Source organism: Congregibacter sp. (assembly GCF_047617445.1).
GTDB lineage: Bacteria > Pseudomonadota > Gammaproteobacteria > Pseudomonadales > Halieaceae > Congregibacter.
Genome location: NZ_JBLGBE010000070.1, coordinates 1 through 18,069, shown reverse-complemented (window position 1 = coordinate 18,069; position 18,069 = coordinate 1). Strand labels below are relative to the sequence as shown.

Annotated in this window: 14 protein-coding genes and 1 pseudogene; 8 read left to right on the top strand and 7 right to left on the bottom strand. The window is 54.8% G+C overall.

Annotation, left to right across the window (positions count from 1 at the left end; genetic code table 11):
- Positions 1-178 precede the first annotated feature (178 nt).
- Positions 179-1,267 (bottom strand): LPS export ABC transporter permease LptF, encoded by a 1,089-nt coding sequence (lptF, locus tag ACI9KD_RS13770; protein WP_414981752.1) that lies wholly within the window; start codon positions 1,265-1,267, stop codon positions 179-181.
- Positions 1,268-1,367: 100 nt separating this feature from the next.
- On the opposite strand from lptF, the gene ACI9KD_RS13765 reads away from it, so the two are divergent.
- The 6 genes from ACI9KD_RS13765 to ACI9KD_RS13740 all read left to right on the top strand — a co-directional run bounded on the left by ACI9KD_RS13765 (position 1,368) and on the right by ACI9KD_RS13740 (position 7,615).
- Positions 1,368-2,861, top strand: coding sequence for a leucyl aminopeptidase (locus tag ACI9KD_RS13765; protein ID WP_414981751.1), 1,494 nt, complete (start codon positions 1,368-1,370; stop codon positions 2,859-2,861).
- On the top strand, positions 2,858-3,286 hold the full coding sequence (locus ACI9KD_RS13760) for a DNA polymerase III subunit chi (protein ID WP_414981750.1): 429 nt from the start codon (positions 2,858-2,860) through the stop codon (positions 3,284-3,286). Before ACI9KD_RS13765 ends, ACI9KD_RS13760 begins: the two co-directional genes overlap by 4 nt.
- Before the next feature lie 121 nt (positions 3,287-3,407).
- A complete protein-coding gene (locus ACI9KD_RS13755; protein WP_414981749.1) occupies positions 3,408-6,173 on the top strand; it encodes a valine--tRNA ligase in 2,766 nt (921 codons plus the stop codon).
- A 46-nt stretch (positions 6,174-6,219) separates the two neighbouring features.
- Positions 6,220-6,432 carry a cold-shock protein gene (locus ACI9KD_RS13750; RefSeq protein WP_414981748.1) on the top strand — a complete coding sequence of 71 codons (213 nt, stop codon included), beginning with the start codon at positions 6,220-6,222 and terminating at the stop codon, positions 6,430-6,432.
- 341 nt (positions 6,433-6,773) lie between these two features.
- The gene (locus ACI9KD_RS13745; protein WP_414981753.1) at positions 6,774-6,998 is read left to right on the top strand and encodes a cold-shock protein; all 225 of its coding nucleotides are present in this window, start codon (positions 6,774-6,776) and stop codon (positions 6,996-6,998) included.
- Between the two features lie 2 nt (positions 6,999-7,000).
- On the top strand, positions 7,001-7,615 hold the full coding sequence (locus ACI9KD_RS13740; protein WP_414981747.1) for a class I SAM-dependent methyltransferase: 615 nt from the start codon (positions 7,001-7,003) through the stop codon (positions 7,613-7,615).
- Between the two features lie 58 nt (positions 7,616-7,673).
- Here ACI9KD_RS13740 and ACI9KD_RS13735 read toward each other — a convergent pair whose 3' ends face one another.
- Positions 7,674-8,993, bottom strand: a complete 1,320-nt coding sequence (locus tag ACI9KD_RS13735; RefSeq protein WP_414981746.1) for a hypothetical protein — start codon at positions 8,991-8,993, stop codon at positions 7,674-7,676.
- A gap of 15 nt (positions 8,994-9,008) precedes the next feature.
- On the opposite strand from ACI9KD_RS13735, the gene ACI9KD_RS13730 reads away from it, so the two are divergent.
- Both ACI9KD_RS13730 and rapA read left to right on the top strand, forming a co-directional pair.
- Complete coding sequence (locus tag ACI9KD_RS13730; RefSeq protein WP_414981745.1) at positions 9,009-9,839, top strand: TatD family hydrolase; 831 nt, start codon at positions 9,009-9,011, stop codon at positions 9,837-9,839.
- Positions 9,836-12,577 carry an RNA polymerase-associated protein RapA gene (gene rapA / locus ACI9KD_RS13725; RefSeq protein ID WP_414981744.1) on the top strand — a complete coding sequence of 914 codons (2,742 nt, stop codon included), beginning with the start codon at positions 9,836-9,838 and terminating at the stop codon, positions 12,575-12,577. The genes ACI9KD_RS13730 and rapA overlap by 4 nt, the downstream gene beginning before the upstream one ends.
- Before the next feature lie 22 nt (positions 12,578-12,599).
- On the opposite strand, the gene ACI9KD_RS13720 is transcribed toward rapA, so the two are convergent.
- The 5 genes and pseudogenes from ACI9KD_RS13720 to ACI9KD_RS13700 form a co-directional block, all read right to left on the bottom strand.
- On the bottom strand, positions 12,600-13,367 hold the full coding sequence (locus ACI9KD_RS13720) for an SDR family oxidoreductase (protein WP_414981743.1): 768 nt from the start codon (positions 13,365-13,367) through the stop codon (positions 12,600-12,602).
- A gap of 63 nt (positions 13,368-13,430) precedes the next feature.
- Positions 13,431-14,960: pseudogene (locus ACI9KD_RS13715) on the bottom strand (acyl-CoA carboxylase subunit beta).
- 28 nt (positions 14,961-14,988) lie between these two features.
- Complete coding sequence (locus ACI9KD_RS13710; protein ID WP_414981742.1) at positions 14,989-15,792, bottom strand: enoyl-CoA hydratase/isomerase family protein; 804 nt, start codon at positions 15,790-15,792, stop codon at positions 14,989-14,991.
- A gap of 48 nt (positions 15,793-15,840) precedes the next feature.
- Positions 15,841-16,974 (bottom strand): CaiB/BaiF CoA transferase family protein, encoded by a 1,134-nt coding sequence (locus tag ACI9KD_RS13705; protein ID WP_414981741.1) that lies wholly within the window; start codon positions 16,972-16,974, stop codon positions 15,841-15,843.
- A 17-nt stretch (positions 16,975-16,991) separates the two neighbouring features.
- On the bottom strand, positions 16,992-18,069 hold a 1,078-nt coding region (locus tag ACI9KD_RS13700), incomplete at its 5' end, for an acyl-CoA dehydrogenase family protein (protein ID WP_414981740.1).

Sequence of the window (18,069 nt, the reverse complement as noted above, 5' to 3'; positions counted from 1 at the left end):
CCCTTCGCGGCATCGTAAGCAGAACGTAGCGTCCAATCTCCGCGAAACCATAGGTGGCACTGCGACTGTCAGACTCATCGATAAACGCCGACAGGCCATCGATACCGACAATCACTAACAAGACCAGCAAAATCGACAGCCAAACTGTACGCGCTACATAACGATTAAGCCGGCCCACTCATGACCTCCGTAGTCGGCGAACACGGTCAGGCCCGAAGAGCAGCGCCAGAGCCAGTGCAAAAAAACCCAAATGCAGGAGATACATTTGACTGCTGTCCGCCTCTCCTTCTGCGACACTGGTTCGAATACTTGCCAGTAAGAACAGGTAACAAAGGTGTAGCAACAATGCCGGTGCTAATTTTATGTATCGGCCGCGGCGATGATTGGTTTTGCTCAGGCTCAATGCTAAAAGTGCAACGATGGGCACCATAAGCGCAACAGACAATCGCCAGTGCAAAGCGGCCCTATCTTCCGCGTCCGCTGAATTCAACAGCTGCAGCGTCGGCTTCGCATCCACCGGTTCACTCCTCGCGAGCGAGGGCTCCTCGGGCAAAAGTTGACCAAATTGCCCAAAGCGAACAATCCGATAATCCGCGCGGCCGGGGGTTCCGCTAAATCGATAGCCATCGCCAAGCTGTAGATAACGCGCGCCCGTTGCCTCATCCACAACGACCGACCCGCGCTGTGCCACAGTGACGCCTGCGACCTCCCGATCGTCGTTTCCATCCAGTGGGGCGTAGAGAAAAACCTGCTGAAGCTCTCCGGCGTCTGGATCAATGTCGGCGGCATAGGTCACCGTGCCATCGTCCCCGCGAGGCTGGAACCGTCCGGCGGCCAGCAACTGGAGGCCCTGCAGTGCTTGAGGATCACTCAGTAAGGCCTCAGAGCGGGCAGCGCCCTGAGGCGTAACAAACAGCGAAAGACCCGCAACAATCAACATCACCATTACCGCTGGGACTAGCGTAAAGCGCGCCAGTTGTGCAGGACCCACTCCACAGGCACTGAGAATCACCATCTCGCTCTCTACGTAGAGCCGTCCATAGGACATCAGAATGCCAATAAACAAGCCCAGAGGAAGCAATAATTCCAAAAAACCTGGCAGTCGATAAAACATGACGGGGAGCAAAATTTCAGCTGCAAGCTTGCCCGAAGCAGCCTCAGCCAGATACTTCACGAATCGCCCGGTGAGAATAATCGCCAACAAAACGGAGCTCACCGCTACGGTGTGTACTAGTACATCGCTCCCTAAATAGCTGCGTAGCTTCATGCCGGACCAGAATCGAAGATGTGAATGGGGTGTCTGGATAGTTCAGTTTATAGACCATTCATCTTACACTAGGGCCACTGATCTTTTAGAGAGAAATACGATGACAGCTCTTCGCTTTTCCGCTAGCGACCTACAAAAAACCGCTGGTAAGCACACCGACTGCGCAATCCTTCCTGTTGGCAGCAAGCTCAAACTAGATGACGCAGGACGAGCGCTAGCCAAAGACAGCGCCGGCGTAATGGCTGCTGCCCTTAAAGCTGGGGAGTTTAACGGGAATGTGGGTGAAACCCTTCTGGTGCACAGCCCGGGAACGGCCGCGCGCATTCTGATGATAGGTGTCGGTGACGGCAAACTTGGACGTAGTGATTATCTTAAGATCAGCAGCGCATTGGCGCGCGCGGCACTTTCCAGTAAGGCAAACGATGCGCAGATGCACCTCGGTGCTCTCAAAATTCACGTCCGCGACTGGGAATGGTTTTGTCAGCGTATCGCTACCGACCTGGTATACCAGAGCTACCGTTACAAGCTCACGCTCTCCAAACCCAAGGCATCCCCTACTCTGAGTCGTTTCGTAATCCTCAGCGATGATGCCGCGATGACGCGTCAGGCGAAGTCTGCGCTAAATCGCGGCGCACAAACCGGTGCTGGCATTAATCTAGCGCGGGAGCTCGCCAACACACCCGCAAATTACTGCACGCCAGAGCACTTAGCCAAAGAGGCCCGTAGACTGGCCCGGGGCAACGACAAAGCCAGCTGTAAGGTGTTAAACGAAAAGGCCATGGCTGAGCTGGGCATGCACTCCTTGCTGTCGGTTACCGCAGGCACGGCCACACCAGCAAAACTTATCGTCCTTGAATACAAGGGCGGCAAGCGCGGTGAGGCACCTCACGTGCTCGTAGGCAAAGGCATCACATTTGATAGCGGCGGAATTTCTCTCAAGCCCGGAGCCAAGATGGATGAGATGAAGTTCGATATGGGGGGTGCAGCCAGCGTTTTGGGCACCATGCAGGCGGTGATGGACATGGCACTGCCTCTGAACATCGTTTCGATTATTGCCGCCGCAGAAAACATGCCTAGCTCAACAGCGACTAAGCCAGGCGACGTTGTGACATCCATGGCCGGAATTACTATTGAAATTCTGAACACCGATGCCGAAGGCCGACTGGTCCTCTGTGACGCACTCACCTACGCTGAGCGTTTCAAGCCCGCCAGCGTCGTGGATATCGCGACTCTCACTGGCGCCTGCGTGGTTGCCTTGGGCAGCCACGCTTCGGGTTTGTACGCCAACAATGAAGATCTGGCTGCGCAATTACTGGACGCAGGCACCACCAGCCATGACCGGGCTTGGCGCATGCCTCTGTGGGACGACTACCAAAAGCAGCTGGACAGTAATTTTGCCGACATGGGTAACATTGGCGGCCCAGGTGGCGGCAGTATCACCGCTGCTTGCTTCCTGGCGCGGTTCGCGACCAAATACAACTGGGCCCATCTGGATGTAGCCGGGTCTGCTTGGGACTCAGCACCTAAGGGAGCCACCGGACGACCTGTGGGTCTACTCACGCAATACCTCTGTGACCGAGTGGCTGGCGATTGACCCGCGTCGGTTTCTACATAATTGAGAATACCGACGCCGAAAGTCGCACGCGCCTGGCCCTTCGCCTAACGGAGAAGGCCCACAAGCGCGGGCACCGGATCTTTATTCACAGTGAGAATGAGCAACAGGCAAGGCAGCTCGACGAGCTGCTTTGGACGTTTCGGCCGGCCAGCTTCCTACCTCATGCGCTCAGCAGCGATGACCCTAACGAGCAGATATGCATTGGCTGGGGACAGGAGCCGAAGGGACACGATGACCTTCTCATCAATTTGCAAACCCAGGTCCCAGAGTTCATTGGTCGCTTTCAGCGTGTTGCGGAGCTCGTCAATCAGGAGCCTGTCAGACTCGAGGCTTTGCGCCACTCATGGCGACACTACCGTGAGCGAGGTTATTCGTTGGAAGAACATCGACTCCCCAGCGTATAATCGCCTGTTTACCGTTAGGGCGCTTCTGTTTAAGAACTTCTAATCACGCTCGATACGCCAAAACGAACCCACGCTTCGCCTCAGCCCTGGGCCGCCACCTCGCGAGACTGACAAACTATTTATGGATAAGACATTCCAACCCGCAGACATAGAGCAGCGCTGGTACCAGAGCTGGGAAGAAGCGGGCTATTTTGCCCCCAAAGGGGGTGATGAACCTTACTGCGTAATGATTCCGCCTCCCAATGTCACTGGTAGCCTGCATATGGGCCATGGCTTTCAGGAAACCATTATCGACGCACTGGTGCGTTACCACCGGATGGCCGGCTATGACACGCTATGGCAAGTCGGTACAGATCATGCCGGCATCGCCACGCAGATGGTCGTTGAACGCCAATTAGCCGCACAAGGCAAAGATCGTCACGAGATGGGACGAGATGCCTTTATCGAAAAAATCTGGGACTGGAAGGCGGCTTCCGGAGGCACGATCACGCAACAACTTCGTCGCCTGGGCGCCTCTCCAGATTGGTCGCGTGAGCGCTTCACCATGGACCAAGGCCTTTCCGAGGCTGTTCAAGAGACGTTTATCCGCCTGTATCGCGAAGGTCTGATCTATCGGGGTCAGCGTCTCGTGAACTGGGATCCGTCACTCCACACCGCCATTTCAGACCTTGAGGTCGTGTCCGAGGAAGAACAAGGCAAACTCTGGCATTTTCGCTACCCACTGGCGGACGGTTCAGGACACCTGACTGTTGCGACAACCCGCCCGGAAACCATGCTCGGTGATGCAGCGGTCGCAGTGCACCCCGATGACGAGCGCTACAGGCATCTGGTTGGCAAAGAAATTGACTTACCTTTGTGTGACCGACGAATTCCGATCATCGCCGATGACTATGTAGACCCTGAATTTGGTACCGGTTGCGTAAAGATCACCCCCGCCCACGACTTTAATGATTATGAAGTGGGCAAGCGCCATGACTTACCGCTCCTGAATATATTTGACGATGACGCTGCGATTAATGAACAGGCACCGGAATTCTATCGAGGCATGGATCGCTTCACCGCACGAGAAAAGATTATCGAAGACCTACGTCACTTGGGACTTCTGGAAAAGACTGACGACCACAAGCTCAAGGTGCCCCGGGGCGACCGCAGCGGCGTCGTTATAGAGCCCTACCTCACTCAGCAATGGTATGTAGACGCAAAAGCACTCGCTGGCCCCGCGATTCAGGCCGTGAAGAGCGGACAAATCGAATTCGTACCCAAGCAATGGGAGAACACCTACTTTGCGTGGATGCGCGATATTCAAGACTGGTGTATCAGTCGTCAACTTTGGTGGGGACACCGCATTCCCGCCTGGTTTGATGCCGAAGGCAACATTTACGTAGGTCCAGATGAAGCCAGTGTTCGCGCTGAGCACGGTCTGAACGAAAAGCTTCCCTTACATCAGGACGAAGATGTTCTGGATACATGGTTCTCCTCCGCGCTGTGGACGTTTAGCACGCTGGGCTGGCCTGAAGAAAGCGAAATGCTCCAACGCTATCACCCGACTAGCGTGTTAGTTACCGGCTTTGATATCATCTTTTTCTGGGTCGCGCGAATGATCATGATGACATTACATCTGCGCGGCGAAGTGCCCTTTAAACAGGTCTATGTCCATGGCTTGGTGCGTGATGCCGAGGGCCAGAAGATGTCAAAGTCCAAAGGCAATGTTCTGGACCCCATCGACCTTATTGATGGCATTGATCTGCATAGCCTCATAGAGAAACGCACCACAGGCCTTATGCAGCCCCAGCAGGCGGAGCGTATTCGCGAGGCCACCGCTCGGCAGTTCCCCGATGGCATTAACGCTTACGGCACGGACGCCTTGCGATTCACGTTTTACTCACTCGCTGCGACCGGTCGTGACATCAAGTTTGATATCGGGCGCATCGAGGGTTTCCGAAATTTTTGCAACAAAATATGGAACGCTGCGCGCTACGTCTTGATGAATTGCGAAGGACAAGACTGCGGATTGGACCCGAGTTTGCCGGTAACTTTGGGAACATCAGAACGCTGGATAGAAAGTGAGTTGCAGCGTGTTTTGGAGAAATTCAGAAGGTCCATCACAAGTTATCGGTTTGATCTGGCGTCCCAGGGGCTTTACGACTTTATCTGGAATGAGTACTGCGATTGGTATCTCGAGCTATCAAAAGTGGCACTGAGAGATGAGAGCGACCCCGCCGCGGCAAGAGGCACGCGCAGAACTCTGATTCGCACCTTGGAACAGAGCCTCCGGGCACTCCACCCATTAATGCCTTATATCACCGAAGAAATCTGGCAAAACGTTGCCCCCCTCGCGGGAGCTACAGGCCCCACGATCATGCTTCAGGAGTTTCCCCGAGAAGACTCCTCTCGCGTGGACGAACGCGCAGTCGCTGATATTGAGTGGCTCAAAAGCTTCGCCTTTACTGTGCGCACCATTCGGGGTGAGATGAACATACCACCCGGCAAACGACTGCCAGTACTACTTCGAGACGGAAGTCCCGAAGACCCCCAGCGTATAGAAGCGCTGGAAGCACAACTGAAACAATTAGCCGGAATCGCGACGATTCAATGGTTAGAAGGAGAAGCTCCAGCGAGTGCAACGGGGCTGTGTGGGAAACTTGAAATCCTTGTCCCTCTTGCTGACATCATCGACCGGGACGCTGAGCTTGCACGACTGGACAAGGAAATCGAAAAGCTTCGGGGAGAGTTGAAGCGGATACAAGGAAAACTCAATAATACGGGCTTTGTCGCCAAGGCACCCGCAGAAGTCGTGGCGAAAGAAGAAGAGAAACTGAGCTTTCAGCAGGCATCTCTAGAAAAACTGCTGCTGCAACGAGAGCAGTTGGGTAATATCCCCGCATAGACTGGCCGCAGAGTCAGCTTAAAAATGCAATACCGAGGAAGATTCAATGAGCAAGAGGAGCAACGGCACTGTTAAATGGTTCAACAATGCCAAGGGCTTTGGTTTTATTACAGGCGAAAGTCTCGACGGCGATGTGTTTGGGCATTTTCGCTCCATTCAAGGTGATGGTTTCCGCACCTTGAATGAAGGCGAAGACGTCGAATTCACGTTGACTGAGGGTCCGAAAGGTCTTCAGGCTGAAGACGTCGCCAAAATTTAGTTACTCGCCCCCAAGGGGCGACCACCTTCACTTTAAGGAGTCTCATGTCTATACCAGGCAAATTGCTGATCGCTTTGCTTTCAGCATTGGCAGTGTCAGCTGCAGCAACAATATTCTACGCAAGCCACACCATCGGCAGCCTTTTCCCCGCCGCAGCAATAGCAGCAATACTTGCTGTCTTGCTCAGCCATCGTGCACTACCCATGCCCGCGGGTCTTAATTCTGATAGCAAACCAGCGAAACAAAAAGCTGCAAGCACAAAGGCAAAGGCAAAGCCCACCAAAAAGCCAAAAGCCGATAAGAAGGCAGAGCAAAAGTCAGAAAAGAAAGCCGATAAGCCTGTGACAAAATCTGCGGGCAAACCAGAAAACGGCACCGTTAAGTGGTTCAACGGCACCAAGGGCTTCGGTTTCATCATTCGTGACAATGGTGAAGAAATCTTTGTTCATCACCGATCTATTGTGGGAGAAGGTCGTCGGAGTCTTCGCGATGGCGCCGCTGTCAAATACAGTGTTGTCACTACTGATAAGGGTCCCCAAGCCGAAGAAGTAGAGGCCATCGATTAAGCGTGGCGGTCATCAGACAACACCGCTTTAGGGGCGTCGTACTTCCGACGTCGAGTCATCCTGAGATTCGCAGAACCAAGCGAGAGCAAGGCGCGCCATCCCTCCATGGCAACAAGCTGTGGAAGTCAAGCTGCCTTGTCATTGATTACCTGCATAAAAATCCCGACCCCGCTCCAGAGCGGGTTTTAGACGCGGGATGTGGCTGGGGTATCGCTGGCATTTGGTGCGCCAAACAGTTTGGAGCACAGGTCACCTCTGTGGATGCAGATCCTCAGGTGTTTCCTTTTTTGAATGTCACCGCAGCGCTCAATGGCGTCAGCACCGAGTTGCGGGTTGCGCGCTTCGAAGCGCTCAGCGGCAAGCTCCTCAGTGGCTTTGACACACTCATTGCCGCTGATGTTTGCTTCTGGGATGAACTCGTGGGGCCTGTGAGCAATTTGGTCAACCGGGCTATCAAAGCCGGCGTGAAACGCATCATTATCGGCGATCCTGAACGGCCTACGTTCCACGAAATGGCATTACGTTGCGTGGATCGTCACGGAGGTGAGGTTCTGGAGTGGAAGACTAAAGGAACCCTCGCCGCCAGCGGCGCTCTGCTGGTGATCAATAACTACTAAGCCACTGAAACCACTTGGGCACAATGTACAACGGGGTTAGGCCCTGGGCTCCAGGAGCCTAGGGTCTAAACAGCTGGTAGCTTACAAGAACGTTCTCAACGGCTACTACCTGACCATTCTCCACGACAGGTCTGAACCGCATCCCCGCGATGTAGCGTTGCAGCCGCCCCGCAGAACGCCTCCAGCGTTCTGCGACCGGAGCCACGTCGGCAAAGGCGCGGCCGTTTTCTCTCACGCTCAACCGTACCGTCATAGGACCTTCGCCCTCCCCGGGCTCCCGCTGGAGAAACACACCGTTATCCGGCAAAGGCACCGGTCTTGAAAACCATCTAAGTGCCAGTTCTCCCAAACCATTGCTTTCGAGCTCAAGCCAGAGATCCTCATACATGCTGCGCGCCTCTCGGGTCGCACCATGCCACTGCAACCAATCGGCGAGAACGAGTAGAGCTTCTGCACGAACCCGGTGATCTTCAGGCGGGATGACAAGGAGTAATTCTTCGATGAGGCTGCGCCCCGCGCCTTGCAATGTCCGCTGTAGGCTTTCAAGTCGTTCCTGCTGCAAATTGAAATCCCGGGGGTCCTCTGAGCCAGCAAAACCGCTTCGACGCTCTCTGAGTATCGGCCGCGGTCTTATCAAATCTTCTATGAGATAGAGAGTCTTTAGCTGGCTAACCGCGGCATCAGCCAACTGTCGATAGTCCGCCGCAGGTTCTTGCGACGCCAGCCTACTGAGGAGATCATCATGCAGACCATGTAAGCGCAGTAAACGGTTCATCGGGCCACGATCCAAATCTCGTCGCAGCGCCTCCCGCTGCCAGCGGAGATACTCCATCACCGCACTCCAACGTAATCCGTTCCACGGTGGCTGGCCGGAGCCATAAAGGCGGAAGAAGTAGTCGTATCTTTCGTCAAGCGCCCCAAAGTCCTCTTCCCGACGCAAACTGTCTAATATCGAACGGAGAATCGGTCGCTGCGCCGTGCTGTAGAGCCCCTCGTTGACCCGAATCAAATGCAGAGCTCTTTCCCGGCTTCGGCGGGCAAGCTCTGTCGCTCCCGCAGCCTCCTGTGCTCGGGCAAGCTCGTCCAGTGTTTCTGCCAAAGCCATGGCATAAGGACCGTCCCGGTACTCCTGCTCTATCAATCGCTCGCTGATTGCACGAACAAGTTGCAGCGCATCCGACTCAGCTATCGCTGTGACTGGGGATGGCATGCTTGGACCGCCCTCTTCTAGCCAGGTTGCGTCCAGCTCCACAAAAAATTTGCCATACGATTCCGCAGCGGCCATGGAATAAGTCGCAAAGAACAGAAGCTTTACAAAGATGAGTAACGGTAATAAGCGCATAGAGTCGATATAATGACGTAACTTAACGTACGACACACCTTCTGAATTCTCATGAGTAAAAAACAACGTCGGGATATCCCGCGCTTCGCACATCCAATTATCGAGACACATTGTCATCTTGACTATCTTGAAGCCGATGCACTCGCTGAAGAATTACAGACAGCGCGCGAAGTGGGCGTAGAACGCATCATCACTATCGCGGTGAGCCCCGGCAATTTAGACACTGTTCAAGATTTGGCGCAACGTGAGGACAGGGTTTTTTGCACCCAAGGTGTACACCCACACGAGGCAGAAGCCTATAACGCAGAAGTCGACCAACGCATTCGTCAGGCCGCGTCGAATCCAAAGGTTGTGGCCATCGGAGAGATAGGTCTGGACTACTTTTATGATCACGCGGATCGCGCCATTCAGCGTCAGGTCTTCGCCGATCAATTGTTGATTGCTGCGGCCTGCGATCTACCCGTGGTGATCCACAGCCGAGATGCTGATGAGGATATGCAGGCAATACTGACGGAGCATTTGGAGAGTTTGCCAAAACGCGGGGTCATCCACAGTTTCAGCTCAGGACTATCCCTTGCAGAATTCGCACTTGAGGCAGGGTTCATGCTCGGCTTTAACGGCATGGTCACCTTTAACAGCGCCAACAACGTCAGAGATGCGGTAGCGCTTACCCCAGTAAATCAAATACTGCTCGAGACGGATGCGCCCTACCTCACACCCGTTCCCTATCGAGGACGCAGTAATGGTCCTCGGTACCTTCCATTTGTCGCCGAAAAGGTCGCGGAGATTAAGGACTTGCCCATCGAAGAACTTCTGAAGCAGTGCTTCGCCAACAGTGAACGCCTGTTCTTTACTCACGCACAAGACGCGGACGTCCAATGAACTTTGCCATTGGGCAACGCTGGCTGAGCCATGCCGATAGTGAATTAGGCCTGGGCATTATCGTTGAGCTGGACGGCCGACGGGTCAGCCTACACTTTCCTGCTGTAGAGGAAGAACGCACCTATGCTACGGAAAATGCGCCACTTACCCGCGTAAAACTGCGAGAAGGTGACACTCTGCACACCCGGGATGGGCGTAAGCTTCAAGTACTTTCAGTACACGAGGAGCAGGCATTACTGATCTACGAGGTTGCTAGCGAGGGCCAGCGTGAACTAGTGGCCGAGCTCGACCTCGATGATCACATCGATCTGGCAACACCACGACAGCGCCTCTTAGCCAGCCAAATTGATAGCCACGCAGCCTTTGCACTGCGGATGCAAACCTGCAACCACCTACATGAACTTCAGCAAAGCGGACTCCGGGGACTTCTTGGTACTCGCACCGCATTACTGCCGCACCAGCTCTATGTGGCTAACGAAGTCGGCAAGCGCCATGCGCCTAGAGTACTGCTTGCCGATGAAGTGGGTTTAGGGAAAACCATCGAAGCTGGCATGATTCTGCATCGCCAGCTTCTCAGCGGTGACAGTCGTCGTGTCCTGATCATGGTTCCCGAGTCCCTGCAGTTCCAGTGGCTGGTAGAAATGCGTCGCCGTTTCAATCTTCAATTTGCCTTGTTTGACGAATCAAGGCTCGTGGAAAGCGACGAGGGCATTAACGCCTTCGAAGAGGAGCAGCTTGTGCTCTGCGCCACAACGCTGTTCCTGGACCCCAATGTCCGCGCTCTGGCTCTCGACGCTGACTGGGACATGCTCATCGTTGACGAGGTTCATCGACTCGCCTGGAGCGCCGAGGGAGCGAGTGAAGAGTTCCAGTTTTTGCAAACTATGGCGGCAGAAGTGCCCGGGCTATTGCTACTGACCGCTACGCCGGAGCAGGTGGGCCAAGAGGCACACTTCGCACGACTCTCACTGCTTGACCCAGAGCGCTTTCACGACTTCTCGGCGTTTGTTGAAGAGGAGTCACAATACAAACGCTGGAGCACTCTCATAGACGCACTGGATCAAGGCGAGTCTGCTGAAGGCTTGCCCGCGGACATTGATCCCTCGGCGCCCCCCGAAAGCCAAATTGCCGCTCTTTTGGATCGATACGGGACTGGCCGGGTGTTGTTTCGCAACGCACGTGCAAGCGTTGGTGGATTTCCCACGCGGGAAATGCTGCCTCACCCGCTTCCATCCGTGGACAATCCGATTTATCAGGGTCTTTATCCAGATCTCTATACAGACACTGAATTGTGGCTGCAAGAAGACCCTCGCGTGGCCTGGCTCGTAGCCCAGCTCAAGTCACTACGCCCGCAAAAAGTTCTGGTGATCTGCGCCAAAGCAGAAACCGCCCTTGCACTAGAGAGTTATCTGCAGCTGCGTGCTGGCATTCGTTCAGCCGCCTTTCACGAGCAGCTAAGCCTGATTGAGCGCGATCGAGCCGCAGCCTACTTTGCAGAACAAGAACAAGGCGCTCAGGCACTCATATGTTCAGAGATTGGTGGTGAGGGTCGCAACTTTCAATTTGCTCAACATCTCATACTCTTTGACCTCCCCGAGCATCCAGATCAGTTAGAACAGCGGATTGGACGACTTGATCGCATCGGGCAAAGGGATCGTATTTTCATTCACGTGCCTTACATCGAAGGCAGCGCTCAGGAAACACTTATGCGCTGGTACCACGAGGGCATCGACTTATTTCGGGCCAGTTGCTCTGCGGGCGATATGATCCTCGGGAAGTTCAGGGCCAAGCTTGAGGAGCAACTTCGCAGCCGCAGTCCCGGGTTTGAGGAACTCCTGGAAGAGACGGCGCGCTTCACAGCCAACACCCGAAAGGAATTAAGCGAGGGACGTGACAAACTACTGGAGCGTAGCTCTTGCAACACAGAGCAAGGCCTTGCTCTGTGTGCCGCTATTAGCGACATCGAGGACCCCCGAAGCTTGGGAGAGTATCTCGAAGAGCTATGTTCCGTGACCGGCGTTGAGCACGAGGAACACGGTGAACACAGCAGTATTTTGCGCCGGGGAGAACAAGAACTCTTGGAGGTATTCCCCGAGGTACCGGAAGACGGCTGCACAGTGACCGTCTGCCGGGATCAAGCCCTACAGCGTGAAGACTGGATATTCCTAGGCTGGGAACACCCCTGGATGGAGGATGCCATGACGACGGTGCTTGGTAGCTCACTGGGACAAGCCAGTGTCGGTGCCATGACGCTTAAAGGGGTCCCCGGCGGCTCACGACTGTACGAGCTATTGTTTACCGTATCGCTCAGTGCTCCGCGAGCACTCGGACTACAACGTTACCTACCTCTCGCCCCGAAGCGCTTGCTGCTTGACGCCAACGGCCGTGATCTCAGTAAGCTCTTAACCCACGAACGTCTGAATGAGCGGGTAGAAAAGCTGCCTCGCGGAACGGTCAACAAAATCGTGCGTCAGCTAACCGACGAGATCGAAGCGCGTATCGATGACGCCGAAAAGAATTTCGCCACTGAGCTGGCCTCTCGTCAGGCAGATGCCGCAGCACAGTACAGCAAAAAGTTAGACGAAGAGATCACTCGATTGAGCTCACTAAGAGAGGTCAATCCCGCCATTCGTAGCGAGGAAATCGACAATCTTCGAGACCGTCGAGCGGCTGGCTTAGCGGCGCTAGGTACCGCGCGAGCCACACTGCAAGGCGTGCGACTGGTGCTAAGCCGCTAGAGACCGCCTGGTCAGGCTCCGGTCAACCAGAGACATCCTGGCCACCATCCAGCACAAGGATATGGCCGGTAACAAATGCGGAGGCTCGAGAGCATAGGTAGATCGTTGTGCCTGCTGCATCCTCGGGTGTGCCTATGCGCCCTCGAGGAATCGCTTTCGCCATCTCAGCTTCGTGGTCCAGCAGGTGCGCCGTCATCTTGCTTGGAAAAAAACCGGGTGCAATAGCATTTACGTTGACGTTCGAGGGAGCCAGATCCACGGCCAACTGCCGCGTCAAATGATGCACCGCTGCCTTGCTAGCCGTGTATGAATAGTTCTGAAGCGGCGCGTAGGACAGGCCATTAATCGACCCGATGTTTACCACCCGAGCCGGATCCTCCGCGGTCGCCGAGGCGCGTAACTGCGGAAGAAGAGCCTGAGTGAGAAAGAACACAGACTTAACATTAAGATCCATGACCTTATCCCAGCCACTTTCCGGAAACTCCTCTAAGGGCGCTCCCCAGGAAGCGCCGGCATTGTTAATCAAAATATCAATTGTCGATTCTCGAGCTGCAATATCCTTCGCAAAGGCTTCCACGCCCGCCGGCTCGGCTAAGTTACCCGGGATAGCAATACACTCACCCACCTTTGAAAGCTCCTCGGCGGTAGCCTGAAGTTCATCGGCACGTCGAGCCGTGATGTAGGTTTTTACGCCATTCTCCACCAGGCCCCGGGCGATCATTGCACCAATTCCACGAGAACCACCGGTGACCACAGCCACTTTTCCTTGAAGTCTAAAAAGGTCTTTCATCGTTGAACAGCTCCTGCGTTTTTTTCCAAAAGGGATATCTATCGTTAATCCCCTTGCCTGGAATCATCTGGACGCCTGATGGCACAGCGCGTTAATTAACTGATCACGAGTATCGGCTGGGTCAATAACAGCGTCTATCTCAAGATGAGCCGCCGCCTCCAGTGCCTTACCCTTGTCGTAGAGCTCCGCTAAAAGTTTATCGAACAATTGTTGTCGCTCATCGGGATCGGACACCGCTTCCAACTCCTTGCGGAATCCGAGACGCACGGCGCCCTCAAGCCCCATGCCTCCAAACTCACCCGTAGGCCAGGCGGCGGCAAAATGCGGAACAGCGAAGCTGCCACCGACTAGCGCCATAGCGCCGAGTCCGTAAGCTTTGCGGAGAAAAACAGCTAAGATCGGCACCTTCATTGATGCAGCACTTTCGAATAAGGCAGACATACGATGTACGGCCCCTGCAGCCTCGCTGTCAGGCCCCACCATAAAGCCCGGCGTATCCACCAACGATATTACCGGTAGTCCGGTGCGATTGCAGAGGTTCAAAAATCTCGATGCTTTATCGGACGCGTCGCTATCGACGGCCCCGCCCAATTGTTGACAATCGCTGGCCAAAACGCCAACCGCACGACCACCGAGACGGGCGAACCCGGTAATCACGCTGCGACCAAAGACTCGCCGCAATTAAGTAAAGCTCTCTACGTCGAAAAGGCGCTCTATGATGTCGCGCACCGGATAACTCCAACGACGATCCTCGGGTAGTGCGTCGCGTAAAGGCAGTTGATCCTGGGCAGTACTGGGAGACACATCGCCTTGGAAGTACCAGAGTACGCGCCGCGCCATTGCGGTAGCCCCCGCCTCGTCGTCCACGAGAATATCAATCACGCCATTACGCCACTGCGTCTCTGCCGGTCCTATCTCGTCGGGACGAAAGCTGCCGAGCCCCCCGCCTTCAATCATTGCCGGACCGGCCATTCCAATACTTGAGGCGCGTGTTGCAATGCGAATATCACCAGCACCAAAGAGCGCTGCATTACCTGCAAAGCAATAGCCATTGTTTACGACAATCCGCGGCATCCCTGTCTTGAGCGACGCCCAGCTCGCAAAAGTATCGACATTGAGTCCTGCGATCTGCGTCGTAACATCCGTATCTCCCGGGCGCCCGCCGCCTCCCTCGGTATACATGATCACAGGCAAACGCTGACGAGCCGCAATAGAAAGGAGTCGATCAATCTTGGCGTGATGAAAGAAACCCTGGGTCCCTGCCAACACACTGTAGTCGTAGATCACCAGAGCCGTGCGCGCCTCTTGCGAAGAAAAATACTCGCTATTTACTTCGCCGATCCCGGTAATAACACCATCACCTGGAGTCTCGCGTTGTAACTCTTCATAGTCCCGGCGCTGTCGCTGGGCGGCGACTGCAAGAGCCCCGTATTCAACGAATGGACCCTTGCTCAATAAATCCGCGAGGTTCTCTCTTGCCGTGCGAAAACCCCTCTTACGTCTTCGCTCTACGGCTTCGGGGCGTTGTGCATCGCTGCCGCGAGCAACTCTCTCGCGGAGCTGTTTTAGTTCCTGGCGATCCTTGAAACTCATAACAAGCTACCTTGCCCTAGCGAAGTCCTCATCGTCCTTTAAAAACCGGAGGGCGCTTCTCAAAGAACGCAGTTACGCCCTCTGTGGAATCCTCACTTGAGATGCAAATACTTTGCATCGCAGCCTCCTGCGAAATCATTTCACCGAAGTTTAGATCAGCAGCCATGGACAATGCCTTCTTGCTGAACTGGACCGCAAGTGGTGCTTTTTTTGCCAACTCCGCCGCCCACTCTAATGTCGCCTGAGTCTCTTCGCCTTCTTCCACAACGCGATTACATAAACCCAACTCAAGACAACGCTCGGCGTATAAGCGCTCGCCACCCACAATGACTTCCAGTGCACGCTTTCGTCCCAGGGCTCGAAGCAACTGCCAGGTCGCACCGCCATCGGGGATAAGACCAATCGCAGCGAAGGCCTGATACAGATAGCTACCCTTAGCCATCACCACCAGATCACAGGCCATCATGTAGGCGCTGCCAATACCGGCAGCGGGACCACTTACTTCGGCAATCCACAGTTTGGGAGAGTCAGTAATACCCAGAATGCTGGGCTTATATTCGCTCTTAAGCATGTGCTCTGTCAGGGGACCAAGATGCGCAGGATCGCCGGAAAACCCGTCTTCCAAATCGGCTCCGGCACTGAACGCCCTCCCCGCTCCCGCCAACACAATGACCCTCAACTCCGGATCAGCATTGAGCGCATTAACAGCAGACAACATCTCTTGACGCAAGGTCGTAGAAAACGTGTTCAACTTCTCCGGGCGGTTCATTAGCAACCGGGCAACGGGGCCGTGCTTCTCTACTAACAAGGTTTCGTAAGTTAGCTCGCTCATGGAGTCGTCCTTTATTGTTCTTAGAAAATGCGACGTTGGTACGGCAATTTACTGTATCGCACCAGCCAGGCGCAGAGCGGCGATCTCTTGCTCCGCAAATCCCATGGCGCCCAATACCGATTGCGTATCCTCGCCATTGGCATGCGGACCATGTGCCACCTTCGATGCAGTACGAGAAAATCGCGGTGCCGGCGCCGGCTGTACGACGCCGTCGAGCTCTATATAGCTATCTCTTGCAAGGGCCGCGCTGTGTTGTGGCGCTTCGGTGAATCGCAGCACCGGTGCAAAGCAGACGTCTGTGCCTTCCATCAAATCACACCACTGGTCTCGAGTTTTCTGGATAATAATCGCCCCGAGGGCCAGCTTTTGCTCAGACCAAAGCTGAGGATTATTCTGCTCCGCAAAGTCCGACGCCGACAGTCCGGCTTTCTCCATAAGTAAGGCATAGAACTGCGGCTCGATAGAACCAATAGATACGTACTCGCCGTCCGCACACTCATAGGTGTTATAGAAGTGCGTGCCGCCATCAAGCATATTCGCCTCGCGTTCTTCGGCATTCCAAAGACCCGCTGCCTCAAGGGTATGAAACATCCACATCAGCTGCGCAGCCCCATCGACCATTGCGACATCAACGACCTGCCCCTGACCTGAACTTGCGGCCTCAAGCAGGGCCGCCAGGACGCCGTTCACCAGCAGCATGCCACCTCCGCCCATATCGCCAACCAGATTCAAAGGCGGCATGGGACGACCGGAAGCCTCGCCATTGGCATACAGCGCTCCCGTCAGGGCAATGTAGTTGATGTCGTGGCCGGCCGCTGAGGCTAAGGGGCCTTCCTGCCCCCAGCCGGTCATGCGCGCAAAAATCAGCTTTGGATTACGGGCGAGGCAGGTCTGTGGTCCCACCCCCAGTTTTTCGCACACGCCTGGGCGAAAAGGGTCGATGATCACATCGGCGTTTTCCACCATGCGCAACAGCGCTTCTACGCCCTGCTCGGACTTGAGATTCAGGACGACAGACTTTTTTCCGCGACCGCTGACGCTCTCCAATGGTGAAGGCGCATCGGCTGCCGCTCGATCAACGCGAATCACTTCAGCACCCAGGTCGGCAAGCATCATGCCCCCCATGGGTGCCGGCCCAATGCCTGCCAGTTCGATAACCGTGTATCCGTTAAGCGGTCCCATAGACACTATCTCCTTCCTCAAAAGTTACGGATATTGAACGGCTGGTAGTTATCACCGAGGCAATCGCGACTCACGATAATCTTCATTATCTCGGAACTACCTGCGTACACCGTTGCTATTTTTGCGTCGGTAAACTGACGACTGATGGGGTATTCATCCATGTAGCCCGCACCCCCGTGCAACTGCACGCCAATGTCGGAGACCTTGACCTGCAATTCACTGGTCACCAGTTTGGCTTTTGCCGCGTCTACGGCATTCAGTTCACCTGCATTGAATGCCGCGACACACTGATCCACATAGTTCTGTGCAATATCGAGGTCGGTACGCAGCTCTGCAAGTTTGAACTGGGTATTCTGGAATGCCGAGAGCGGTTTTCCAAAAGCCTTACGCTCCTTCACGTACGCGCAAGTGAGATCCCAGGACAGCTGTGCTGCGGCCAAGTATCCGCAAGCGCCGATAAGTCGCTCCTCCGCCAGCCCCTCCATGAGATAAATAAAGCCTTTGTGCGGCTCCCCAAGGATATTCGCCTTGGATATGCGAACATCGTCAAAAAACAGCTCCGCAGTATCCTGCGCTTTCATGCCCATTTTTTCGAGATTACGACCCCGCTCAAAGCCTTCCATTCCACGCTCCACGATAAACAGCGTCATAGCATGAGGATTGTTTTCGGGGTCCGTTTTTGCAGCAACGATCACAACATCGGCGTTAATGCCGTTAGAAATATAGGTCTTTGATCCATTGAGGACCCAGTGATCTCCGTCTTCAACAGCGGTGCTACGCATGCCCGCAAGATCGCTTCCCGCGTCGGGTTCTGTCATAGCAATGGCCAGTATGGTATCGCCGCTGGCGCAGTCCGGAAGAAAACGCTGGCACTGCTCCTCGGTACCGAAACGCGTGAAGTAGGGTCCTACTAAACGACTGTGCAAGGTGCTGTACCAATCACCAACGCGGGCGTAGGCGGTTTCCTCGATGATCACCTGTTCAAAACGAAAGTCGGGGTCACCCATGCCACCGTATTTTTCATCTGGCCACACCATAAGAAACCCGCGCTCCCCTGCCTTACGGAAGGCCTCCCGATCGACAATCCCCGCCTCT

Excerpts from the sequence above, each read along its gene's own strand:
- lptF (WP_414981752.1), bottom strand. The coding sequence starts at position 1,267 with ATGAAGCTACGCAGCTATTTAGGGAGCGATGTACTAGTACACACCGTA.
- ACI9KD_RS13765 (WP_414981751.1), top strand. The coding sequence starts at position 1,368 with ATGACAGCTCTTCGCTTTTCCGCTAGCGACCTACAAAAAACCGCTGGT.
- ACI9KD_RS13755 (WP_414981749.1), top strand. The coding sequence starts at position 3,408 with ATGGATAAGACATTCCAACCCGCAGACATAGAGCAGCGCTGGTACCAG.
- ACI9KD_RS13750 (WP_414981748.1), top strand. The coding sequence starts at position 6,220 with ATGAGCAAGAGGAGCAACGGCACTGTTAAATGGTTCAACAATGCCAAG.
- ACI9KD_RS13730 (WP_414981745.1), top strand. The coding sequence starts at position 9,009 with ATGAGTAAAAAACAACGTCGGGATATCCCGCGCTTCGCACATCCAATT.
- rapA (WP_414981744.1), top strand. The coding sequence starts at position 9,836 with ATGAACTTTGCCATTGGGCAACGCTGGCTGAGCCATGCCGATAGTGAA.
- ACI9KD_RS13720 (WP_414981743.1), bottom strand. The coding sequence starts at position 13,367 with ATGAAAGACCTTTTTAGACTTCAAGGAAAAGTGGCTGTGGTCACCGGT.
- ACI9KD_RS13710 (WP_414981742.1), bottom strand. The coding sequence starts at position 15,792 with ATGAGCGAGCTAACTTACGAAACCTTGTTAGTAGAGAAGCACGGCCCC.
- ACI9KD_RS13705 (WP_414981741.1), bottom strand. The coding sequence starts at position 16,974 with ATGGGACCGCTTAACGGATACACGGTTATCGAACTGGCAGGCATTGGG.